General features: G+C 37.5%; 19 protein-coding genes. 14 read left to right on the forward strand and 5 right to left on the reverse strand.

The annotated features are described in order from the left end of the window. Window positions 1-82: 82 nt before the first annotated feature. Window positions 83-844 (reverse strand): NIPSNAP family protein, encoded by a 762-nt coding sequence (locus tag EL17_RS16820; RefSeq protein ID WP_035076736.1) that lies wholly within the window; start codon window positions 842-844, stop codon window positions 83-85. A gap of 406 nt (window positions 845-1250) precedes the next feature. Between EL17_RS16820 and EL17_RS16825 the strand changes: the two genes are divergently transcribed. The 4 genes from EL17_RS16825 to EL17_RS16840 all read left to right on the forward strand — a co-directional run bounded on the left by EL17_RS16825 (window position 1251) and on the right by EL17_RS16840 (window position 5246). Beyond that, entirely contained in the window at window positions 1251-2597 is a 1347-nt protein-coding gene (locus EL17_RS16825; protein ID WP_035076739.1) for a Gfo/Idh/MocA family protein, read from the forward strand. After that, on the forward strand, window positions 2594-3361 hold the full coding sequence (locus EL17_RS16830) for a 3-keto-disaccharide hydrolase (protein ID WP_084166273.1): 768 nt from the start codon (window positions 2594-2596) through the stop codon (window positions 3359-3361). The genes EL17_RS16825 and EL17_RS16830 overlap by 4 nt, the downstream gene beginning before the upstream one ends. Then, the gene (locus EL17_RS16835; protein ID WP_035076741.1) at window positions 3358-3969 is read left to right on the forward strand and encodes a 3-keto-disaccharide hydrolase; all 612 of its coding nucleotides are present in this window, start codon (window positions 3358-3360) and stop codon (window positions 3967-3969) included. Before EL17_RS16830 ends, EL17_RS16835 begins: the two co-directional genes overlap by 4 nt. 137 nt (window positions 3970-4106) lie before the next feature. After that, entirely contained in the window at window positions 4107-5246 is a 1140-nt protein-coding gene (locus EL17_RS16840) for a 1-acyl-sn-glycerol-3-phosphate acyltransferase (protein ID WP_035076744.1), read from the forward strand. Between the two features lie 649 nt (window positions 5247-5895). On the opposite strand, the gene EL17_RS16845 is transcribed toward EL17_RS16840, so the two are convergent. Next, the gene (locus EL17_RS16845; RefSeq protein WP_035076746.1) at window positions 5896-6243 is read right to left on the reverse strand and encodes a hypothetical protein; all 348 of its coding nucleotides are present in this window, start codon (window positions 6241-6243) and stop codon (window positions 5896-5898) included. A gap of 185 nt (window positions 6244-6428) precedes the next feature. On the opposite strand from EL17_RS16845, the gene EL17_RS16850 reads away from it, so the two are divergent. From EL17_RS16850 to EL17_RS16870, 5 genes are all read left to right on the forward strand, one after another. Further along, window positions 6429-7334 (forward strand): mechanosensitive ion channel family protein, encoded by a 906-nt coding sequence (locus tag EL17_RS16850; protein WP_035077592.1) that lies wholly within the window; start codon window positions 6429-6431, stop codon window positions 7332-7334. 218 nt (window positions 7335-7552) lie between these two features. Further along, window positions 7553-8713: a glycosyltransferase family 4 protein gene (locus EL17_RS16855; protein WP_035076748.1), complete on the forward strand. Its 1161-nt coding sequence runs from the start codon at window positions 7553-7555 to the stop codon at window positions 8711-8713. A gap of 9 nt (window positions 8714-8722) precedes the next feature. Continuing rightward, entirely contained in the window at window positions 8723-9307 is a 585-nt protein-coding gene (locus EL17_RS16860) for an acetyltransferase (RefSeq protein ID WP_035076750.1), read from the forward strand. Window positions 9308-9907: 600 nt separating this feature from the next. Next, window positions 9908-12370, forward strand: a complete 2463-nt coding sequence (locus tag EL17_RS16865) for a GumC family protein (protein WP_035076753.1) — start codon at window positions 9908-9910, stop codon at window positions 12368-12370. Then, window positions 12371-13663 carry a nucleotide sugar dehydrogenase gene (locus tag EL17_RS16870; RefSeq protein WP_035076755.1) on the forward strand — a complete coding sequence of 431 codons (1293 nt, stop codon included), beginning with the start codon at window positions 12371-12373 and terminating at the stop codon, window positions 13661-13663. It begins immediately after the preceding gene. Window positions 13664-13761: 98 nt separating this feature from the next. Here EL17_RS16870 and EL17_RS16875 read toward each other — a convergent pair whose 3' ends face one another. Continuing rightward, a complete protein-coding gene (locus EL17_RS16875; protein ID WP_316932671.1) occupies window positions 13762-14775 on the reverse strand; it encodes an endonuclease/exonuclease/phosphatase family protein in 1014 nt (337 codons plus the stop codon). Window positions 14776-15125: 350 nt separating this feature from the next. Between EL17_RS16875 and EL17_RS16880 the strand changes: the two genes are divergently transcribed. Beyond that, a complete protein-coding gene (locus tag EL17_RS16880) occupies window positions 15126-15920 on the forward strand; it encodes a thymidylate synthase (RefSeq protein ID WP_035076761.1) in 795 nt (264 codons plus the stop codon). A 149-nt stretch (window positions 15921-16069) separates the two neighbouring features. Here the strand turns inward: EL17_RS16880 and EL17_RS16885 are convergent, their stop codons facing one another. Further along, complete coding sequence (locus EL17_RS16885) at window positions 16070-16885, reverse strand: aminotransferase class IV (protein WP_035077595.1); 816 nt, start codon at window positions 16883-16885, stop codon at window positions 16070-16072. Window positions 16886-17053: 168 nt separating this feature from the next. Here EL17_RS16885 and sdaAB point away from each other — a divergent pair, with 168 nt between their 5' ends. From sdaAB to EL17_RS16900, 3 genes are read left to right on the forward strand one after another with little or no spacing between them, the layout of a single operon-like run. After that, window positions 17054-17731: an L-serine ammonia-lyase, iron-sulfur-dependent subunit beta gene (gene sdaAB, locus EL17_RS16890; RefSeq protein ID WP_035076764.1), complete on the forward strand. Its 678-nt coding sequence runs from the start codon at window positions 17054-17056 to the stop codon at window positions 17729-17731. Window position 17732: 1 nt separating this feature from the next. Next, window positions 17733-19079: a TolC family protein gene (locus EL17_RS16895; protein ID WP_035076767.1), complete on the forward strand. Its 1347-nt coding sequence runs from the start codon at window positions 17733-17735 to the stop codon at window positions 19077-19079. Between the two features lie 4 nt (window positions 19080-19083). Next, window positions 19084-20409 (forward strand): efflux RND transporter periplasmic adaptor subunit, encoded by a 1326-nt coding sequence (locus EL17_RS16900; protein WP_035076770.1) that lies wholly within the window; start codon window positions 19084-19086, stop codon window positions 20407-20409. A gap of 209 nt (window positions 20410-20618) precedes the next feature. On the opposite strand, the gene EL17_RS16905 is transcribed toward EL17_RS16900, so the two are convergent. Beyond that, entirely contained in the window at window positions 20619-21728 is a 1110-nt protein-coding gene (locus EL17_RS16905) for an alanine racemase (protein ID WP_035076774.1), read from the reverse strand. Between the two features lie 399 nt (window positions 21729-22127). On the opposite strand from EL17_RS16905, the gene EL17_RS16910 reads away from it, so the two are divergent. Further along, window positions 22128-25289, forward strand: a complete 3162-nt coding sequence (locus EL17_RS16910) for an AsmA-like C-terminal region-containing protein (protein ID WP_035076776.1) — start codon at window positions 22128-22130, stop codon at window positions 25287-25289. Window positions 25290-25341 lie beyond the last annotated feature (52 nt).

Raw genomic sequence — 25341 nt, forward strand, 5'->3', positions numbered from 1 at the left:
AAATATTAATTCATTACTGAATATTACAATTTGATGACTAAGTGTATCCCGGTCTTCTTAATAATACTTACAGTTATTTAAATTAGATCTGTGAGAATTCTGCAGGTATCAGGAATATGCTATGGATTTTTGAAACGGTATCTTTATATTCTGGAAGGCTGCTAAGGGATTTCCAGTCAGGATGTCCGCCAAATTTTTTCCAATTTTCTCTATGAGCTTCTATATTGGGAGCGGTGACCAAATAAGTCAGATTGGGCATATGAGCGCCTATTATAGTCTCGCCAAAAAAAACCGGCTGTAATCCCACTTCCCTGAAAATATCTATTTCACCTCCTTCATTGAACATCTTGATTTTTTGCTGAGAAAATTTTTCACTGTGGCTTTCATAGATCCTTAATTCAAAAATTCTTTCAGCCCTATCCGGTATTTCCATAAACGGAAGATGTGAAAATGCCCGCAGGAGGGAGCTTTCCACCCTGGTATACGCCGGAGCTGTGAAAGGAGCTTCCAAATGTGCTTTACCAGCTTTTTGATGGGATTCTTCTTGTAGGAAATGTCGTTGTACTGCGTCGTATTGCTCCAATGTCTTATATGGTATGACCACGTAAAGTTTGAGTTGATCACTTTTTTCCATTTCATTAAAAACCCCTACAGCAGGTATGCCCATTTTATTAAAGGTAGGAATGGCTGCAGTTTTAAAATAAGAAGTTAAAGATTGAAGCTGATCAGCTGAAGAAAGCGTATATGTCCTTATTTCATAATATTCTTGGTCAGGCTGCTGTGCGTGAGCAAATGGAAAAGTTAAGATCAGAAGGAAAATGCTTAGAAAATGTTTTGCATTCATACTGTTAGGTAATAGTTTTTAAAAGTTTGAAATATGACTTTGCCACTTGAATATAATAGAATAAATGCTAGTGGGAGCTATGGTAAAGTTATTGAAGCTAATGTACATAATCTAATATAATCTGGTTTTTATTATGACATCAACAGCCTCTACCTTGTTTAAGTAATAGCGTCCGGAATAAACGATAAAAATATATTTTCTGATAGGATTACAATCGAAATATATTTGCTTTTAAAGAATATTAATAATATTGATTATTACCAAATGAAATTTCGGTAAAACTATACTCCTTTAAACTAGGATTAATACCTATTGTGTAAAAATAAATTCCTATTTGTGCTTTTTTAAAAAATTTACTTATCTTTTTCAATTAATAAAAAAAATATAATAAGTGTCAGTCGTAGATATGAAAAACAATAGACGGGTATTCCTCAAAAAACTTAGTCTCACCGGATTGGCCGCAAGTTTAAACCCGTTAGCATATGCGGGCGAAAAAGCGGAACCTCATCTATTAGGAAGATCTAATATTGAAGTTTTATCAAATGCCAAAACCCTAAAATTAGCATTAATAGGTGCCGGTATAATGGGAAGAGAAGATACCAAAACTGCTCTGATGCATCAAGGCATAGACCTTATGGCAGTATGTGACTTATATGATGGGAGGCTGGCACGAGCCAAAGCAGAATGGGGAGACCATCTCATATTGACCAAAGATTATAAAGAAATACTAAATAACAAGGAAATAGATGTAGTGATCATCGCTACTCCTGACCATTGGCACAAAGAAATCAGTGTAGCCGCTCTGGCTGCTGGCAAGCATGTATATTGTGAAAAGCCTATGGTCCATTCAGTAAAAGAAGGACAGGAGGTAATAGATGCTTGGAAGAAATCGGGAAAAATCTACATGGTAGGCAGTCAGGGCATATCTTCTTTAGGTAATGAAAAGGCCAAAGAACTATTAGCTGCTGGGGTTATAGGTGATATCAACTATGCGGAAGGATTTTGGGCTAGACATTCACCAGAAGGGGCATGGCAGTATGAAGTGCCTTTGGACGGTACCCCTGAAACGGTGGATTGGAAAACCTATATTGCTAATACAAAAGACAGGCCCTTTGATCCGCTACGTTTTTTCAGGTGGAGAAATTATCTGGATTATGGTACGGGCATGTCAGGTGACTTATTTGTGCATTTATTTTCCAGTTTGCACTTTATCACGGACTCTAAAGGTCCTAATAAGGTTTCCTCAATGGGAGGACTCCGGTATTGGGAAGATGGTCGGGAAGTGCCGGATGTTCTTCTGGGCATGTTTGATTACCCCCGCACAGAAGAGCATGCAGCTTTTAACCTGTCACTGCGCTGCAATTTTGTGGATGGGACTTCGGGCACTACTTATCTAAAAATAGTAGGTAGTAATGGTTCCATGGATGTCAAATGGGACGAAGTGGTGGTAAAGACCAATAGACAGGGACCTTCAGATGATCCTTTCTTAGAAGAACAGGCCAGATTGAGAGGTAATGAAGGGCGGAAAAAAATCCTCCCTCCAAACGAAACCGTATATGCAGCTGAAAGAGGTTACAAAGGGGCACACTTTGATCATTTCGCCAATTTCTTTCATGCTATAAGAGAAAACGGCAGAGTGGTCCAAGATCCCGAGTTTGCATTCAGGGCAGCAGCTCCGGCTTTACTCTGTAACGACAGTTATTTTCAGGATAAATTTATAAAATGGGACCCAATAAAAATGAAAGTTGTATGAAAATGAATAACCTGAATAAAATATTAGCATCAGCACTGATTATTACGATAGTGTCAACTGCATGTAATGAGGGAAAAGGTACTGCTGACCAGGCCGCTGCTGAACCTACCTTCCAGGACAATACGCTGACTGATGCTCAGAAGGCTGAAGGGTGGAAGCTCTTATTTGATGGTCAAAATTTAGACGGTTGGAGAGGTTATAACCAGGAAAATTTACCAGAAAGTTGGGTAGTAGAAGAAGGTACCCTCAAATCTCTGGGAGAAGGGGGAGATATAGGGGGAGATATTGTATATGATCTCCAGGAATTTGGAAATTTTGAACTATCGTTGGACTGGAAGATTGAGGAAGGCGGTAACAGCGGAATCTTTTATCATATAGTCGAAGGTGATCAATATGAGACGGCATACCATACTGCGCCAGAATTTCAATTGATAGATCAGGAGGGATTTCCTGAAAAATTAGAGCCTTGGCAATCTTTAGGTGGAGATTACGGTATGTATGATCCTGACTATGAAGAGGCCATGAAGCCTGCAGGTTTATGGAATAATGCCAGGATAATATTTTCTGAAAATAAAGTTGAATACTATTTGAATGGCAAAAAAACAGTGGAATTTCAGCCTTGGTCAGAGGATTGGAGACAGCGAAAGGAAGAAGGTAAATGGAAGGATTTCCCTGATTATGGAGAGGCCAGGTCAGGACTCATCGGCCTTCAGGATCACGGCAGTTTTATTTGGTTTAAAAACATCAAAATTAGAGAATTATGATATCATCGATAAGAACAATATCTTTGGCGCTGCTTGTCGCTGCTGGTTCAAGCTGTCAGGAATCTACTGAAACGGAAGAAACAATGCTTTTTAATGGTAAAGATCTCAGTGGCTGGCAGATATATGGCACAGAAAAATGGTATGTGGAGGATGGTCTTCTGGTTTCAGAAAGTGGTCCTGATAAAGAATACGGATATTTGGGTACGGATGAAGCATTTAAAAACTTCGAACTTACACTTGACTTCAAGCAAGAAGCAGATGGCAACAGTGGTGTTTTTTTCCGGTCTACAGTAGAAGGTACCACGGTTTCAGGATGGCAGGTAGAGGTGGCACCTCCGGGGCTCCATACAGGAGGAATCTATGAATCATATGGAAGAGGGTGGCTGATCCAGCCGGAAAATGAAAGGGCCTTAAAATTTGGAGACTGGAATACTATGAAGATTAGGGTCCATGATGATCATGTGGTCACCTGGTTAAATGGAGAGGAAATGGTAAACATCACCGACCAAAAGATCGGAGAAGGTGAAGGTGGGATTGCTCTTCAGATTCATGACGGTGGTGGTATTAAAGTATATTGGAAAGATATTCGGATCAAGAATTTAGATTGAATAAACAAAAAAAGGCAATGACATTGCCTTTTTTTGTTTATTCTTATTTAAAGTCCATTTCACTCTACACGATATAATTATTGGGCGTATTTGGATAAAATTTTGTTTCTTTGCGTACTGTCCAAAAAACTAAGTAAATGTCCAAATTTGATGATATAAGACCTTTTTATGATACTGAAGTAAATGATGCGCTGCGTAAAGTGGCTCGTGATCCTATTATGAAGGCGGTCATGAATTTTACTTTTCCCGATATGACAGATGAAGAATGGATCCAACAGTTGTATAAGACTCATTCTATTCGGGATTTTCAGATCAATTTTATTTACCATGCCATCAATATGGTATTAAACAAAAGTTCAGATGGCCTCACTACCTCGGGGTTTGAAAATTTAAAACCAAACACCGCTTACCTTTTTATTTCCAATCATAGGGATATAATTCTCGATACTTCTTTATTAAACTATTCTCTTTACAAAAATGGATTTAAGATGACCACATCAGCCATAGGAGACAATTTGGTGAAAAATCCTTTCTTGCTTACTCTTTCCAGGGTAACCCGAAATTTTATTGTCAAAAGGGGATTGCCATCAAGAGAACTGCTGGAAAGCTCAAAGTTGATGTCAGAATTTATAAAGGATTCGATCATGCATGAAAATAGATCTGTATGGATGGCGCAACGTGAGGGCCGAACTAAAGATGGAAATGATGCTACACACAAAGGGGTGCTGAAGATGATTGCTATGGCTAAGGATGGCATGACTGATATGGAATATTTCAAAAGGTTGAAGATAGTACCCGTATCCATTTCGTACGAATTAGACCCTACAGATATCCTAAAAATGCCCGAACTCTTGGCCAGATCAAAAACAGAACCATATGTAAAAAACCCAAATGAAGACTTTGTCACACTTAGGAGTGGGATAATGGGCCAAAAAAAAGGCATTCATATCCATGTAGGTAAAGTATTGGACGATGAAATAGATGACATTGTACTAAAGCATCCTTCTACAAACAAACAGCTTCAGGCATTGTGTGATATAATAGATGAAGTCATTCATGCTAATTATCGTTTGTGGCCTACCAATTATATAGCACACGACCTCCTTTATCAGTCTAATCAATACAATACTTATTATACAGCAGACGAAAAGGAAGCATTTGAGAAGCGCTTATATGAAGGAGTGGATACTTCAGATGAAATGGCAGTCAAACATTTTTTAGCCATGTATGCAAATCCGGTGACGAACCAAACGGCTTTAAAAACCTCACAGGCTTAGCATATGTCTTTATTATCTGTTTTGCAGGATATATAATCTGCCTGAAGACCATATCCCATAAGACAGGGAAGTATTATAATATTGATTATACATAATCAGAGGCAGAGTAACATATTGATTATATCGAGTTATCCATTAACCGAATGTAGGAGCATATCATGTTATTCGAAATAATAATCAAAACTCCGGCTATCAACCATATATGGTGATACCTTTATCCTTATAGCTATACAGGTATAAAAAAATGGGAGCCTTATTCATTCACTAACCTTATGCTGGTCACAAAGCCATATTGGAATTGATGTCTGGGGTGATTTTTACCCATACAATACTTGACTACTACTGCATGGGGTGGCACCGCTACAACGAGTACACTTTAAATAAAAATCCATGACAGGATCAATACACATAGAGGAGCATGAGTTTTCAGAAAGAAACAAATAACAAAGTATTCAATACCTTAAAGTATGGCAGCTACTATTAGATGAAAGGTCCAACCAAGAGCCATTGGAACCATAAGCTAGCCTAAATCCTGCACATGATGGTAAAAGTATCGATCATTATTGGATGTATATTCTATCCAACCTTATTATCGGAAAATCAGGTTCTAACTTTCTCTTTTTGTTTAATTCTAGATGATGATAACTCTTTACCGGTTATCGGATTTTCTGAGTTGGCCATACTGGGTGTCTAAATATTGGAATATCTCCTGAAAAGTATCACCATTAAACCGGGAGCTGACGGATTTCCACTTCCCGTTTTTCATTTCGAGGTTGAGCGCATATGTTTTTCCTAATCTTAAAAAATAGGCTTCCTGCAGTTGCCAGCTTTTTAGTTCTTCGTTAAGGGTTATTTCCTTTTTTGAAAATGGATATCTAAAAACCAAATGGTCATTTTCCAGGCGTATATCCGAACTCCTTCGAAAAAAGAATAAAAAAGGAATGGAAATTATTAGAAGTAAAATGCTTATTACAAGAATGACGAGTGCGTTTTCCATATCTATGACTCAAATGAATGAGTTTGTAATTTGATGAAAAAGTATAATAGCACAAACCATGCATATTTATAAAAAATGGATAGCAATCAGTCGTTATTTAGAATATAATTTTTAAATAGAGAAAGCAAAGGTATTAATTTGATTTAACGAATAGTAGCCTTAGTTTAGGTGTATTATTGGATACTATGGAACAAATGCTTGACTATTTGGATGATTACGTTCCTTACGAAGTAAGGATCAATATTTTACAGACAGCAGTGATTATTTTGGTTTTGTGGCTGATCAAAAAAGGAGCCATCAAACTGGTGAGCCATAATTTGGTGGGTCCTCTAAAAAGACAGTACCATTGGCAGAAGGCCATAGAATACACCCTGGTGATCATAGGGCTGCTCTTGGTAGGGAGCATTTGGTTCAGTAATTTCCAGTCTATTACCACCTATCTAGGGTTGCTTTCAGCAGGTATAGCTATAGCCTTAAAAGATATATTCGTAAATATAGCTGGATGGATATTTATCTATTGGAGAAAACCATTTGATGTAGGAGACCGCATACAGATAGGCGAGCATAAGGGTGATGTGGTAGATTTGCGGCTTTTTCAGTTTTCTATTTTAGAGGTCGGTTGCTGGGTGGATGCTGAACAAAGCACGGGTAGGATCATTCATATCCCAAACGGTAAGGTCTTCATGGATGCCCAGGCTAATTATAGTCAGGGTTTTGACTACATATGGAATGAGCAGCACCTATATATCAGTCTTGAAAGTGACCATAAAAAAGCTCAAAAAATTCTCTTAGACATCATGAATGAGCAGTTAAAGGATGAGTTTAAGAAAATAGAGAAGGCTTTTAAAAGGGCGGAAAAGAAACACTTGATTTCATTTATTTTTTATACGCCTACTGTTTATATAAATATAAACGAGAGGGGAATTCAGCTATCGCTTCGGTACCTATGTCCTCCCCGTAAACGCAGGGTACTCCAGCATCAGTTGACTGAAGCTATATTAGACCAGTTTAAAGAAGCCAGTGATATCAAAATGGTGTATCCTATCACTTCTATCATTATGGAAAACAGAACTAATAATTTTACCGAATAAAGGCACTTCAGATGGGTTATGTATAGGATCACCCTGGGAAATTATAGGAAAATATTAACAAAGGGACGATTTATATATCCAATATTCATTTATCTTTGACCAGATGCAAAAATATTCTTATGGACTTCAGTTCTTATGGGATTTTCCATATTCAGATCAGGATTTGATAGTAGAAAAGTTATCTTTGCATTTTTAAGCTGAAAAAACATAAGTAATACATGCCAAAGTTAATTCGGATTACCACAGTCCCTATGTCATTAAAGTTACTGCTCACTGGGCAGATGAGATATTTTAATGAAGCAGGCTGGGATGTAAAGATGGTAAGTGCAGATGGTAAAGAGGTAAATGAATTAAAGAGAACCGAAGGGTGTGAACATATTGTCATTCCATTTACCAGAAAAGTTACATTTTTTCACGATATATATTGTTTATGGCTTCTCATCCAGCTGTTCAATAAAGAAAAACCGGATATAGTCCATACCCATACTCCCAAAGCAGGGTTATTGGGTATGTTGGCTGCTTGGGTGTGTGGAGTGAAAATAAGGGTTCATACATTAGCAGGTATGCCATCTATGGCAGCTACCCAACAAAAAGCCAAGTTGCTTATATTTACAGAGAAACTCACCTTTAAGTTGGCCCATGAAGTTTGGCCCAATTCTCCTTCTTTAAAGGATTTTATATTAAGGGAAAAATTGGTAGAACCTGCTAAAGTTAAAGTGCTGGGGGAGGGGTCTTCAAACGGAGTAGATCTGAAAAAATTCAGCAGGGAGTCCCTAAAAGAAAACCACTTAGTGGCCGCTATGATGAGAGTAGTGCCCGGAGATAATGAATTTGTAATTTTGGCAGTAGGTAGACTGGTGAGGGATAAAGGGATAGAAGATTTAGTAAAGGCCTTTCTCCAATCTAAAATAGTCAATAAATCTAAATTGGTATTACTGGGTCCCTTGGAACAGGAGCTTAACCCCCTAGAAGACGATATCATTCGCAAAATAGCAGATCATCCTAAAATAGTGCATATAGACTGGTCAGACCATGTGGAGCATTACATGGCGATTTCAGATGTACTGGTTCATGCTTCTCATAGGGAAGGCTGTCCCAATGCCATCATGCAGGCAGGAGCGATGCATCTACCGGTAATCTGTTCAGATGTGATCGGTAATATCGATATTATTTCCCAGCAGAAGACAGGGCTTATTTACCCCGTTCGTAATGTTACAGCACTTCAGGAAGCATTGGAATTTGCCTATGTTAAGCGTGAAGTAATGTACTGTTATGCTCAGAATCTTTATGGGGAAATAACCTCTACATTCAGCAGAGAAAAAATGCATGCCCTACTTAAAGAAGAATACGAACGGCTGCTAACTATAAAAAATCCCTAAAGAATTTTCATGTATATCATAGGCGCTTCTGGGCATGCCCGGGTTATTATCGATACCTTAGAATCAGTAGGGGAGAAAATAGAAGGTGTATTTGATCAAAATAAGGATGTAAAAACCTGTCTGGATTACCCCGTTGGATCGATGGAAAATTTTATTCCTGCTTATGAAAAGGTAGTTTTTATAGCTATCGGAAATATTCAATGGAGAAAAAAGTTAGTGCTGTTATTCGATTGCAAAGTCAGCTGGGGAAAGGTGCTACACCCCGCAGCCACCGTCAGTAAATATTCCGTACTTGGTGAGGGTACTTGTGTAATGGCCGGTGCTGTGGTCCAGGCTAATGTGGAAATTGGCCGTCATGTAATTATAAATACCCACGCTTCTGTAGATCATGACTGTATAGTAGGTGATTATTCTCTTATTGCACCTAATGTAACATTATGTGGAGGAGCTAAAGTAGGTGCGGAATGTCTTATAGGAGCAGGAGCTATACTTGTACCAGGTATAGAAATTGGAGACAATTGTACTGTAGGGGCTGGGTCCGTAATTTTGAGAAACATAGCAAATGGTGAGCATGTTTCTGGTATAGTAAAGTAGCATCGAAAGGCAAAATAATACTTCCGGTATATATAGAGGCCTATACACTCCTCAGGGGGTTGAGCCCTTGATGATTTTTTACCTTCCATATCTCTATTTGCTTTTTGTATTTTTATTAAAGTAGTTCATAACCATTAAAAAACATTTGGAATTTAAAATTTAATGATTAATTTAATATCGGATTAATTAGTTTTGATATAGTGTCAAATTGAATTGCCGTATTTTGCCACTTATAAGGGATAGGAAAAGCTTTTCTGCTTTTTATAATGGTGATTTGGTGAAACTTGGCCAGTTTTTAATCTTTTTTCAAAAGGCTAGTTTTAATAGTTCAAATAAGGGAGGAACTGGTTTTAAAAATTCCTGAATCCACAATAAAAAGGGAATAATGATCTCTATAGGATTTCGCGTTTATATTCTTATAAACCCTCAATGGGGTAGTCAGAGTTTATAGAGGTACTTTTCGGAGCACCATGATTAATGGGGAATATTTTTTTCGATTTTATATAGAATAAGATGATCTGATCAATATTCCCACATTCATGATAAATAATAACCATTACTAGTGCATAAATCTTTGTATTGTTTTTTATGTAGGCTATTATGATAGAAGATATAGACCTTTCTAAATTTGAAGAGGAAAGTAAACCGATAGATATTAAATATTATATTACCAAGTATTTTCGCTACTGGCCCCTGTATTTGATCTGTATCATCTTGGCGCTTATTATGATGTTTCTATTTCATAGATATACCGTCGAAGAATACCAGGTCAAAGGGAGCATATTGATAAAAAAAAGCCTTTCTCCTGAAGTTAGGATTTTTGACAGATCAAATTTTTTTACAGATAACAATAATCTGGAGAATGATGTATTCTTATTTTCTTCAAAAAATTTAGCCGCGGAAGCTCTAAAAAGGCTACATTTTGACGTATCCTACTATGCCGATACCCATATAAAACAAATAGAGTTATACGACAAATCTCCGGTGCTCATAGATGTCGACTGGGCATTTCCCCAGCGAATGACTGGTCTAGTCCAACTGACTATTCTGACCTCGGAGACTTATATACTCAGTGCTCCTGAACAAAAAATTACGGATTATGTATTTAAGTCCTCATTCCAGTTAAATAGAGATGATGGTATTTTTGGGAAGGTGTATAGGTTTGGGGATATGGTCGAAAGCAGTAAGGTGAAGTTTATTGCCCATCTGCTAAATCCCGATCAAGTAGGAGATCAGATCGAATTTCAAATCAATGATCCCTATCGCCTAATTCAGCATTACGCCAACTTGATTACAGTTAAACCATTGAATAGTTTTGGATCAGTGCTGGAGGTGAGTATGCCTACTACCGTGGTAGAAAAAGGGCGAGATTATGTAAATGCACTAATGGATGCTTTTCTTGAATATGACCTTTATGAAAAAAATAGAATATCCGAAAATGCACTGCAATTCATTGATGAACAACTATTTATTATAGAAGATTCTCTAAAGATGGTAGAAAGAAGGCTTCAGAATTTTAGAGTTGCCAATAAACTTCTCGATGTGGATAAAGAGTATAGTGGATTGCTTACAAAAATTGAAGGGTTAAGCGAAACAGTTCGCCTGTTTGATTATGAGATAGCATATTATACATCTCTCAGGGATTATCTTTTACATAAAGGCAATGATTATGCTGAAGTGATGGCACCCTCACTGGTAGGCATATCTGATCAGCTGTTGAATGGAATGGTTCAAAATCTGGTTCAATTGTCTTTGGAAAGACGTAAATTGCTATCGATGGTGAAGGAAAATCATCCTTATGTTCATAAGCTAGACCTTCAGATAGCTCATATTAAACAAAATATCATTGAAAACATTGAGAATTTGGTATTTAATACAGAGAATAAAAAACAAGACACCTATGAAAAGCTAACTGCTTTTGATAACCAGTTTACCAATCTCCCTAAGGCAGAATCTGATTATACCCATATATTTAGGGAGTTTAAATTACGGGAAAATCTATATACCTATCTATTAGAAAAAAGAGCAGAAGCCGGGATAGCCAAAGCATCCAATGTATCAGATAATCTGATAGTAGACTATGCTAAAGAAGGTGATCATATTTATCCCAACAGGAGGAAGAATTATAGTATGGCAGTAGGTATGGGTTTTTTTGTGCCTTTTTTGTTTTTGATCATTTATCATTATTTGAACAATAAAATTGTCGACCAGATACAGTTAAAAAGCACAATTAGATTACCTTTGTTATCTACTATTGGCTTTAACACTAAAAAAACAGATTTGCTGGTAGCTGAACATCCCAAATCAATGGTATCTGAATCAATCAGATCCTTGAGATCAGCGCTGTTTTACATAGCCAGTGAAAGAAAATGTAAATGTATATTGGTCACATCGAGTGTAGCCGGGGAAGGGAAATCATTTGTTTCAATAAACCTTGCCACAGCCATGGCACTAAGTGGCAAAAAAACATGTATCATAGGGATGGATATGAGAAAACCTAAAGTTTGTAAAGTGCTCAATGTATCTAATAAAGTAGGTCTATCGTCTTTTTTGGTGGGCACGACTGTAGAAGATGATATCGTTTTGCCTACCAGATATGATAATTTATATGTAATACCTTCAGGACCTATTCCCCCAAATCCCTCTGAATTATTATTGAAAGACTCCTTAACAGCCTTTATGAATAAGCTAAAAAGTGATTTTGATGTGCTTATCATGGATACTCCCCCAGTAGGGCTGGTGTCAGAAACCATGGATTTATTAAGGTTTTCAGATGTAAATTTATATATTGTCCGGCAGCACTATACCCATAAAAAGCATCTGCTGATGATCAATGACCTGTATAGGCATCACCATGTTTCTGATTTTTATGCAATATTCAATGGTTTTAAAGGAGGGGGAGATATATATGATTACTCAGGATATAATTATGGTTACGGATATAATTATTCGTATACTAAAGATAGTAAATATTCAGGAGAGTATTATGAAGATCACGATTTACAACACCATAGGGTGTTTAAAAAATGGATAGATTCCATCACAAAAAGAAGTAAATTTTAAATGATAGATATACAGGAAATAAAAAGAAGTGGTATCGCCATTATAGGATTAGGCTATGTAGGACTGCCCTTAGCGGTGGAGTTCGCAAAAAAATATAAAGTAGTAGGATTTGATGTCAATAAAGGAAGGATAGAAGAACTTTCCAGGGGTTTTGACAGAACTATGGAAGTAGATAATAATGATCTGGCTACAGTTTCAAGTCAGTCTAAGCTTTCTTTTACAGACCAAAACGCTGATATAGCCACTTGCAGGGTATTTATAGTTACAGTACCTACCCCAGTAGACAGGCACAACAGGCCAGACCTTGGCCCGTTGACCAAAGCAAGTCATACGGTAGGCAAGGTTATCAAAAAAGGAGATTTAGTCATATATGAATCCACCGTATATCCTGGATGTACAGAAGATGACTGTATTCCTGTAATAGAGGCTGTCAGCGGGTTAACATTCAATCAGGATTTTTATGCTGGATATTCACCAGAAAGGATTAATCCTGGAGATAAAACACATACTGTCACTTCCATTAAAAAAGTGACTTCCGGAAGTACTTTTGAAGCAGGAAGGCTGGTAGATCAGCTTTATCAAGATATCATAATAGCGGGCACCCATTTGGCCCCTTCTATCAAAGTAGCAGAGGCTGCTAAGATAATAGAAAATTCCCAGCGGGATATCAATATAGCGTTTGTAAACGAACTTGCTAAAATTTTTTCGAAATTAGGGATAGATACCTTGGAGGTATTAGAAGCGGCAGGCACCAAATGGAATTTCTTGCCTTTTAAACCAGGTTTGGTAGGGGGGCATTGTATAGGAGTGGATCCGTTTTATTTGGCGCAGAAAGCCATTGAGATAGGTTATAATCCAGAAATTATTTTAGGAGGGAGAAGGGTGAATGATTCCATGGGTAAATTCGTGGCTGATGAGGTCATCAAATTGCTGATTAAAAAGGAACATATGATCGCTAAATCCAAAGCCCTGGTTTTGGGAATTACCTTTAAGGAAAACTGCCCAGATGTAAGGAATACTGGAGTTCTGCGCGTGATTACTGAATTACAGGCTTTCGGGATAGAAGTAGAGGTATATGATCCCTGGGCTGATAAGTATGAGGTTTATGATGAGTATGGTATAATGCTGATAGAGGATCCATTTATAGCTGGGTCAGAATATCAAGCGGTCATATTGGCCGTGTCTCACCGACAATTTTTAGAGAAAGATATTGCGGTACTGAAAGCTGATAAGGGGGTGATTTATGACGTGAAATCCATACTTGATAAAAGTGCAGTTGATGCGAGGTTATAGCTGTCATCCTCTTTAAAGTATGACTCATGGTAATTAATATGCTGGAAATTAACAATGATTATAAAGGGAATAACCGAGCTGCTTAAGTGGGATTTTATTTAATTCTCGTCAGTGGCCACAGGCCTCGGCTGAAGGAGCTGAAAGATGGCTGAAATAGGGTAGTGATCAGAGTAATCTACTTCCCTGTAGGTATTGAAATTTTTCGCTGTAAATCCATTATCGAAGAAGAGCTGATCTATTCTAAGAAAGAACAATACCCTATTATAGGTAAATCCAAATCCCCTTCCGGCTGCTTCATAAGCATTATTGAGAATTGATTTCATAGTAAAGTAGGTGTAGCTATAAGGAACATCATTAAAATCTCCTGCTACTATCACTGGATAAGGGCTGGATGTTATATGGTCTTTTAATATTTCTACTTGTTTGGCCCGGGTCTGAGTCCCGCTTTTGAGCTTACGGAAAGTATCTCTATAATTTTCTTTAATACCTTCAATATTATTTAGATCATCTGCTTTAATGTTCATGGATTCCAAATGGGTATTGTATATCCGCACAGTGTCTCCTTCTATATTGATATCTGTAAAAATAGCACCGTTTGTCCAGTTGTTTTGAAAAACTTTTCCACCGTTGATAATGGGGTATTTGCTGAAAATAGCCAGACCATAGCTGTTTCTTTTGGCCGTGCCTTCCATCAATTCATACTTATATTCATACCTACCCCCATCACTGATCTGCTTAATAGAATTATAAGTAGGTATGGTATAGTTCTGGTAAAATTCCTGAAGGCATTTGATGTCTGCAGGATGATCCCTTACCCATTGGATAGAATTTTTAGTTAGACTTTTTTTCTCATCCTGTTCCATACCAAAGTTGAATAGCCTAACATTATAGCTTAAAACAGAGATCCCTTCTGGGTTTTCTTCCGGAGTATTATATTGGAAGGTGAGGGCAAAAAACTTAAAACCTATGATTAATGCTACTAAAGGGATAACTAGTAATCTTTTTCCTCTCAATAGGTATAATAGAAACAATAGAATATTAATAACAAGAAATGCGGGAATCAGCATAGGCATTATTCCCGTGTAGGGAAGCACCTCTGGTGATAACCTCACACTTAAAAATAAGATAATCGAAATAAAAAATACTGCGTAGGTTATAAGCCGCATATAGGTAATTTGATATTTAAGAAAACGAATAAATAGGTGAATGCGTATACCACAGATATTTATTAAATGGGGTATATTCAGTATTTGCATTAAATGAATACTGTGCTGCAGCATTCATAGTGCCCAAAGTTAAATGATAATCTTTGATTTAGAGAAGAAAAAAAAGTAAAATCAATCAATTTAAATAAGAGGGTGAGGTAATGTTAACCTCACCTTAAATAAATTTTTATCTTTGTTCTGAATTTCTTCTTAAATAAACGGGGTTGCTTTATATAGCATGCTTAACATTTTATAAAATGAAACAATATCACCAGTTACTCCAGCATATAATTGATCATGGTACAATAAAGGGAGACCGTACGGGGACCGGTACTACCAGTGTATTTGGATACCAAATGAGATTTAATCTGCAGGATGGTTTTCCTTTGGTTACTACAAAGAAATGCCATTTACGTTCTATTATTTATGAATTGCTGTGGTTTCTTAAAGGTGATACCAATATAGCTTTCCTAAAGGAAAATAAGGTGTCTATTTGGGATGAATGGGCTGATGAAGACGGTGACCTTGGTCCGGTCTATGGTTATCAGTGGAGACACTGGCCGGATGGGAAAGGTGGAGAGATCGACCAGATAAAAGAACTGATCCATCAGATCAAGACTAAACCTGATTCCCGGAGGCTAATGGTGAGCGCCTGGAATGTAGCAGATGTTGAGCAGATGGCACTTCCTCCCTGTCACTGCTTGTTTCAATTTTATGTAGCCGATGGCAAACTTTCCTGTCAGCTATACCAAAGAAGTGCTGATGTCTTCTTAGGAGTTCCTTTTAATATCGCAAGCTATGCCTTGTTTACCATGATGGTGGCTCAGGTGTGCGGACTAGAGGCAGGAGAGTTTGTCCATACATTTGGAGATGCCCATTTGTATAGTAATCATATGGAACAGGCTCATTTGCAGCTTAGCCGAGCGTGTAGACCTTTGCCCGAGATGAAGATTAATCCAGCGATAAAAGATCTTTTTGATTTTCGATATGAAGATTTTGAATTGCTAAATTATGATCCTCACCCTCATATCAAAGCTCCTGTGGCAGTTTGATGATTTGGGGAGGTGAAATTAGCATATGGCTCGTTTTATAAATCAGCGCCATATGGTTATCAAAGATAAGCAGAAATACCACCTATAAGACGGTAATTGGTTCTATGATTTAATATATAAATTTGTAATCACATGAGCATTTAATGGCTTTATTTAAAAAGATTATCTAAAAAGGGAATGGAGCTTGTATGAAACTTAATATCATCTATTTCAGATATATAATTTATTCCGGTGACATTGGAAGTAAATACCTGATCTGCGGATAATAGTTCTGCTACCGTAAACTCTCCCGTCATGATCGATAAATTATTACATTGTAATGCTTTGATGATCGCTTTTCTGCCTACACCATCTATACAGTTTGACCTTAAAGAGGGGGTATAGAAAACGTTATTTTTTACCCAGAAAAGGTTAGCAGCACCTGCCTCACATATATTGTTCTCACTGTTAAGAAGGATGACTTCATCAAAATTCTTTTTTTGCCTTTCGTGGTTTGCTATTACGTATACCAGTGCATTTAGGGTTTTACAGTTACTCCATGGTAAAGAAGGTACCTGTAAGGTTGTATTAACATAGGCCTTCTTAGTAACAGGGGGAACATAATGGTGTTTTTGTAACTGCAAAAGATGGGAAGTCTGGTTTGTCTCAGGAGTATATTTCCCTTTACCTGCTCTATATACGTTCCACCTTACGCGGATCTCATCCATAGGCTGATAAGTATTGGTAAGGTATTTTTCGATGTGGTTTAAGATATTTACAATTTCTGTTTCAAAGTAAAGCAGTTCACAGCCTTTTTGGAGGCGAGCCAGGTGGGCCTCTTTATATCGAAACTTTCCTTGGGAATAAATCATGGTTTCAAATAGCCCATCGCCAAACAAAATCCCTCTGTTAATTGTATCAGCTTCTTCGGTAATGAATTGTCCATTATAAGACAGTCGGAGCCACGATGTATCGTTACCGTTCATTTTTATGTTCATTTATGGACAATATTATTTAAGGAGAAAATTAGTATTTGTTAAAAATAAATAAATTTTTATCTTATTCTATACAGTCTTTGCTGATTACTTGATTTTTATTACTTAATTAGGAGTTAGTTAGTAGATTAGCATAATATTAGTCTGAAGAGGTAAGCAATGGCAAATAAAAGCAGTGTTTTTGATATGATAGGTCCTGTAATGATAGGTCCGTCTTCTTCCCACACAGCAGGCGTAGTGAGGATAGGAAGGGCTGCCATTCGCGTATTGGGAGGCATTCCAGAAGAGGCTACGGTAACTTTCTATAATTCGTTTGCCCGCACATACGAAGGGCATGGGAGTGACCGGGCCATATTAGGTGGTCTGATGGATATGAAGACAGATGATGCCAATATCAAGCAGGCCTTCGAGATAGCCAAGGAAAAGGGACTGAAATATTCATTCAAATCAATAGGCAACGCCTCAGTTTACCATCCCAATACTGTAAAACTTAACCTCGTCAAAGGTGATAGGAAAGTAGAGGTGCTGGGAGAAAGTCTTGGAGGCGGTTTGATCAATATTTCTACCATTGATGGCTTTAATGCTGATTTTTCTGCACAAGCCCATACCCTCATTATCAAAGCTGACGATACTTCGGGAGCGATAGCTTTTATAGCCAGTGTGATCGCCCAAGAAAAAACGAATATTGCCACCATGTCCGTTTCCAGAAAAGGGAAGAATGATAAAGCTTGCCATGTGATTGAAATGGATTCTGGCCTTCAGGCCATTACCATAGAATATCTAAAAAGCCTGCCCTGGATCTCCGAACTTATTTACATACCAGATATAGATTTATAAGATGAAGAAAATTTACTTTTTACTGTGTTATCTATGCATAACACAGACAAGCTTTGGACAGCAATATGATATATCGAGTCTGACTTTACAGGAAAGTATCAACATTGCTTTAGAAAATAACATCAACCTTCAAAGGACGCAGTTGAACCTGTTAAGTACTCAGGCAGGTTTGCTGGAAGCAAGGGGAAATATGATACCTACCTTAAGTCTGGGGGTAGGACCCTCCCGACGATGGGGAAGGAACCTCAATCCGGTTACCAACCTGTATGAAGAGTCCAACACCCTCAATACGATGAATGTTGCGGCCAACTCCAGTATTACCTTGTTTGAAGGAAGGCGGATAGCCAATACGGTAAAGCAATCCAAACTATTGGTAGAAGCCGGCAGATACGATGTCGCCGCATCTGAGAATGAAATTTCGTTGTCGGTAATCAATTTATTTGTGAATATAGTCTTTGCCAAAGAGCAGGTAAATATAGCCAATACCCAGCTTCAGACCAATAGCGAGCAACTGGCCCGCACCAGAAGGCTGGTAGAAGCTGGTACCTTACCTACCGCTGACAGATTGGATCTTGAAGCACAGGAAGCGACAAGCGAGCTTGAGGTAATCAATGCCCGAAATAATTTAAGAATAGCCAAGTTAAACCTTTCTCAATTGCTCCAAATTCCTTTTGCTGAAAATTTTGATATTAGCTTTCCGGATCTGCAAGCAGAAAATTATGCCATGGTCGATGAAAGTGTGAACGAGATATTTGCGGTGGCATTGAATACATTGCCACAGATCAAAGCTGCTGAATTAGGCCTAGAAAGTGCTGAGTACGGGGAGAAAATAGCTAAAGGAGCTTTTATGCCCACCATTTCTGCCAATGCAAGTGCCTTTTCAAATTATGCCCGGGTAGTATCTAGGCCCGAGCTACCATTTAATCCCTTTTTTACTCAGTTAGAGGGCAACTTAGCGCCATCCATTTCGGTGAATCTTAATATTCCTATTCTATCAAATTTCAGAAATACGGCGAATCTTCAGCGGGCTAGGGTACAAACCCGGCAACAAGAACTGCAACAAGTGGAAACGCGCAATCAACTATTACAGGATATAGAGACCGGATATACCAATGCATTGGCGGCAAGACAATCTTATAATGCATCGGTGAGAAGGGTAGCTGCTCTTGAGGAATCATTTAGAATGTCCCAGCAAAGATTCAATGTCGGTGCGGTGAATTCAGTTGATTTCCAAGTCGCCCAAAACAATCTTTTTAATGCCCAGGCAGATCTTTTAAATGCCAAATACGAATATATATTTAGAGTTAAAGTTTTGGATTTCTATTTAGGTAAACCAGTTACATTATAATACCATGGCCAAGAAAAAATCAAACAAATTAATTTATATCCTTCTAGGAGTAGTGGGATTTCTCATACTATTTATCGTCATCGGAAGAGCAGCAGGATGGATAGGCGGTGAGAAAGAAATGGAAGTAGAAACAGCCGATGCCGGTAAAAGCACCATTATAGAAAAGGTAAGTGCATCAGGAGTAGTCCAGCCAGAGATAGAGATCAAACTCAGTCCTGATGTGGCAGGGGAGATCATTACCCTCAATGTAAAAGAAGGTGATTCTGTAAAAATGAATGACCTTTTGGTGAAAATAAGACCTGACAATCTTATATCAGCTTTGGGAAGAAGTGAAGCCAACCTAAACCAGCAGATGGCTAATGTGTCACAGGCTCAAGCCAGCTTGAAAAGATCTGAAGCCCAGTTTAATAGAGCCGAACTAGAATTTAACCGAAATAAAAAACTTTATGAGGATAAAGTGATCTCAGATGCTGATTTTGAACAGGCCAGTGCCGATTTTTATTCTGCCCAAAGCGATCTGGAAGCAGCCAAACAAAATGTAATAGCTGCCGAGTATGTCGTAAAAAGTTCAAAAGCTACTGTAGATGAAGCTGCAGAAAATCTAAGGTTAACAAATGTTTATTCTCCGGTGAGCGGCACAGTATCCAAACTCTTAGTAGAAAAAGGAGAACGGGTAGTTGGAACTCAACAAATGGCAGGTACAGAAATGCTCAGGATAGCAGACCTTTCGAGAATGGAAGTTAGGGTAAATGTAAATGAAAATGATATTGTCCGGATATCACTGGGTGATACTACCATCATAGATGTAGACTCATACTCTAATAGTGGGAAGAAATTTAAAGGAGTCGTTACTTCAATAGCTAATTCTGCTAATGAAAAAGCCAGCCAGGATGCGGTCACTGAATTTGAAGTTAGGATTAGGATCATCAATGAATCATATCAGAATCTGATATCAGAAAGAAACAGGTATCCTTTTAGACCCGGAATGACTGCCAGTGTAGAAATCATCACCAATAAAAAGAATGATGTGCTATCGGTACCATTAGCGGCAGTAACCACCAGAGAAGGACAGGTGAGGGAAGGAGATGACTCTGGTAGGCTGCAGGAGCTGGTATTTGTGATGGAAGGAGACAGGGCAAAGAGAGTGGCAGTTACCACAGGTATATCCGATTATGATAATATTGAAATATTATCCGGTTTAGAACCAGGTCAAAAGGTGATCAGCGGTCCCTATTTCTTAGTCAGTAAGCAACTCTCTGATGGTGTTTTGGTTAAGTCTACCACACCTCCACAGGCCAATACCAATACAGAAAGTGTAGCTGCACGCTAATCTTATCCCATAAATTTGTTAAAAAGGAAATAGAAGGCTGCTGTCTTCTATTTCCGTTTTAATCAACTACAAAACACGAAAATATATGCCTTGATAAGGGCTATCTTGGCTTACGTGGTTTTTTGAATACGACCTGCTTCTATTTAAATTTCAAAATTAAAATATAAAGCCTTTTTATAGCCTATCCTGGAGTATACGAGTATCAATATCTATCCGGTAATTCCTCTACCTTCTAGATGGTCTACCATCCTGCCATTCAGTGTTTTGTATTCTTTCATACAATCTGCTGTCATGCAGCTATGGATAGGAAGTATGCCGATAATGTCACCTATTTTTATACTGTCCATCAGTTGTGCGCTGGCATGTATGGTACCATGCTCTTGGGATATGCTTTTAAGATATGAGGGTGCTGTAGGATGTTCCCAACCTAATTCATTTAAATAAACGACTTCTCCGAAGTTTTTATGACCGTTTAGATTTAGTACATCTTTAGAAAGGTGCACACCTCCTGCGTGGATTAAAATTTCATTATTACCTTTTTTGATATCTACTACAGGTGCAGCCAGTATTATCGCAATATCCTCTCGGCTACAGCTTCCTATTTCTGCTTGGGTTATATCATAAAAAACAAAATTACCGGGACCTATTTCATCTATATATTCAAAATCATCCATAATAGAGCAGGTAGGGGTGTCCCCTGACCTGCAGACGAGTTCGGTATACTGGGACTTATATTTTGCTTTAAGAATTCTGAAAGCTTCCTGAATCTCTTTTTGTATCTTATGGATACCCTCCAAATCTGCATAATAACTATGTCCAGCATGGATATAAAAGCCTTTGAATTTTAATTTGTGACTGAAGGAGGCTTCCCTAAGAATAGCATCTATTTCTTCAAGTTTGCCTATAGGCACACCGGTTCTCCCATACCCTGTATCTATCTCTATAAAAAATCCGGTTTCTTTAGTCAGGTCAGTGGCCAAAGCTTTGGTGACTTCCTCATTTACCAGCTGAATGGATATAGATTGATCTTGTATCCCATTCAGATCTGAAATCAACAGTGGGTTAAAAGGAAAAGCTATATGTATGTTTGAAAATCCCTTGTCTTTGAAATAATAGGCCATTTTAAATGAGCTTACCGTAATTTCCTGAACACCATAGTCTTTATACCATTCGCCTATGAGTAATGATTGGTGGGTTTTAAAATGGGGGACGAGCTTTAGCCCATGCTTTTTGGCTCTTTCAGCCATATTTGAAAGGTTCTGCCGGCAGATTTTTTCGTCAAGAATCAACGTAGGATTTTTCACTTCTAATTTTTCCATTTATGTATCGGATTGTACTGTATTTATTTAATCTAATGTCTTTATAAAGTTTAGTTAAATTCTATCATATTTATAAATATTACCTTTGACTTATCCTTCATAGACTTTGGTCATAAGATATATAATCGTTTGAAAATAACCTATCGTTCATGAATTTTATCATGTCGCTATATGTAGGATGAGATCTGTTGCATATATTAGGTTGAACCCCATTATGTAAATGATGTGAGATATTTACTGTTACTTCAATTTTTATGAGAATTTTAACTATAAGTCAAAAATGGGTAGGAGGAGATATGATTTAAATACTGTTTAAACCCTTGTTAATTTTAATTAAAATTTTAAGATCATGTCTGCTTTATTCCTTATTTGCGTTCTTATTGAGAGTAGGATTATATTATGGGTAAGCGTATAAAAATTGGATTATTGGTTCTGGTGATACTACCAGTATTTGTAATGGTGATAGCGATAGGGGCGGTGTATTTTAATCAAAGTAGGATTGTTCAGGAAGGTCTTGCAGCTGTTAATAAAACATTTGAAGGAGAGTTGGTCATCTCCGGTACCCATATTTCTCCTTTTGCTAATTTCCCCTATATTTCCATTGATTTAGAAGACATATCGTTTTTTGAAAACAAGCATAGAAACACCAAACCTTTATATACGGCACAGGATCTTTATGTAGGGTTTGATCTTTGGGACATTTTTGCTGGCAATTACAAGGTCAAAAGCATAAAGATAAACAATGGGCATCTGGATATTATCAAATATCAAAATGGAGAAATCAATCTACTGTTGGCTAAGGGGATTGACGATTCGGAAGTTGAAGATAAAAATGGAGATAAATTCAGTATTGAATTAGCATCATTGTCTATAAAAGCTTTTGATCTTCAATATTTTGATAAAGCTTCAGGGAATGAAGTATTTGGCCATATCAATGATCTAAATTCTAAAATAAGTGTAAGTGAAGATCATTTTTTTATAGATCTGATATCCAGTCTGGACATAGATATCATCCATGATGGACAACCCAGTTTTTTTACTAATAAGCACCTTGAACTGGATCTTGAACTGGATTATGATAGAGTAAATAAAAATCTTCAGGTAATTCCCAGTAAATTATACCTGGAAAAAGCATTGCTTTCTGTAGAAGGAACGGTGGATTTAGAAAATGATCTGGATATGGATCTGAAATTTTATGGGGAGAAACCCGATTTTAATATTTTCGCAGCATTTGCTCCTCAGGAAATAGGAGAGGCCCTTCACCGATATAAGAATGAAGGTCAGATATATTTCCTTGGAAGTGTCAGGGGCAAATCAGTAAATGACCATATACCGGCCATTTCTGTAGAATTCGGTGCCGATGATGCCTATTTTTTGAATACAGAAATGGACAAAAAAGTTGATAAATTATCTTTTGCAGGCTATTTTACCAATGGTAAAGAGCGAACATTAGAGAGTTCGGAACTTCGGTTACAGAAATTTTCCGCCAGACCCGCAGAAGGGATTTTTGAAGGTAAGATGATAGTGAAAAATTTTAAAGATCCCAATATAAAGGTAAATCTACATGCTGATCTGGACCTAGAGTTTATTGGGCAATTCCTTCAGGTAGAGGGGCTGGAAAGATTAAAAGGTCAAATCCTTTTGGATATGGATTTTGATGAACTGGTGGACCTGGAGCTTCCGGGAGAAAATTTAGCGCAGCTAAAATCAGGAATAGATAGTGAGCTTACTATCAAAAATTTAAGCTTTAACATTCCTGATTATCCCCATGCTATACGAAATGCGAATGGTCATGCGGTAATGGAAAATGGCCGCATCCTGATGGATAACCTGTCCTTTAATGTAGCAGGTTCTGATTTTAAATTTACGATGAGTTTAAGTGATTTTCCTGCGGTCTTTCATCAATATGAGAAAGAAGTAGCATTGACATTAGTAGCTAATTCCAGTAAGATAGACATTCCGCAATTGCTTTCATATGACAAAGAACTGGCTGCAATCACTGATGAGGTCATTGAAGATTTTAGTATTGACTTAGCTTTTCAGGCAAGTGCCTATGAGCTGGCCAATTTTAAAAACCTTCCTAAAGGTGAATTTTTCATCAGAGATTTTTATGCAAAGCTGAAAAACTATCCCCATAAGTTACATGATTTCACTGCAGATATGACTATCACAGAGGATGCATTTGAACTGAAGAATTTTTCTGGTGATATTGATGACAGTAATTTTCATTTTACCGGTGTGCTAAGCAATTATCCAAAATGGTTTGAAGATGTAAAAATAGGAGATACCAAATTTGCATTTGATTTTACTTCTGAAAATCTAAGACTTGAGGATCTTTTGAGTTATGATGGGCAAAATTACCTTCCGGAAGATTATAGACAGGAGGTAATTACGGGTTTAAAAGCTCAAGGGATCTTGGACCTGCACTACGACAGTATTTTCCGATCTGCAGATCTTTATTTAGAAAATCTAGAAGGAAAGATGAAAATCCACCCATTAAGATTGCATGCAGTAAATGGACGTGTACATTTTGAAGATGAACATGTTCAAGTAGAAAAGCTTCAGGGAAAAATGGGTGGGAGTGATTTCATGGTGGATTTGGCATATTACCTAGGGGAAGATGCAACCGATAAAAAGCGTGCTAATTTCTTTGCATTCAAATCCCGATCTTTGGATTTAGATGCTTTGATGAATTATGAGATAAATTCAAAGATGGACACTGCCCATGAAGAAGCCTTTAATATATTCGACATTCCTTTTACTGATATGAGATTTACCGCTGATATCGCCAAGATGAATTACCATACTTTCTGGCTGGATAATTTTAAATTGAAAGGTAGCATAACTGAAAATCATTACCTTTATCTAGATACCCTTAGCGTCAATGTGGCAGATGGGAATTTAGGTCTAAAAGGTTACTTTAATGGTTCTGATCCAAAGCATATATATTTCAACAGTACCATGAAAGCTTATAAGCTCGATTTAGATATACTTCTGATCAAGTTTGAGAATTTTGGTCAGGATTATTTTATCAATGATAATATTCACGGTAAAGTTAGTGGGACTATTACCAGTAATTTTCTGGTTTACCCGGATTTTACTCCTATTATTGATAAGAGTGAAGCACATTTGGATATGAAGATATATGAGGGAAGTATAGTGGAATTTGCTCCTTTACAGGCTTTGGGGAGTTTTTTTAAAGATAAAAACCTAAATCTAGTAAGATTCGATACTTTACAAAATGCTATGGATTTAAAAGATGGCGTTTTATCTATTCCCAGTATGAATATCAATTCCAGTTTGGGCTTCATTGAACTGTCAGGAAGACAGCGTTTGGATCTCACTATGGATTATTTCATCAGGGTCCCACTGGGATTAGTGACCCAGGTAGGTTTTAGGTCACTTTTCGGGGGTAAAAGCAAGGGGGAAATAGATCCAGATCAGGAAGATGCCATCGTATATAGAGATGCTGATAAGCGGGTGCGTTTTGTGAACATTAATATGAAAGGTACTCCGGATGACATTCAGGTGACTCTGGGAAAAGATAAAAGCGGCAGGTAAAAATCCCGGATAACCTATAGGATTTATTACAAAATGAGTTGTGAACGAGGTA

This window comes from Anditalea andensis (assembly GCF_000714815.1).
GTDB classification, from domain to species: Bacteria; Bacteroidota; Bacteroidia; order Cytophagales; family Cyclobacteriaceae; genus Anditalea; species Anditalea andensis.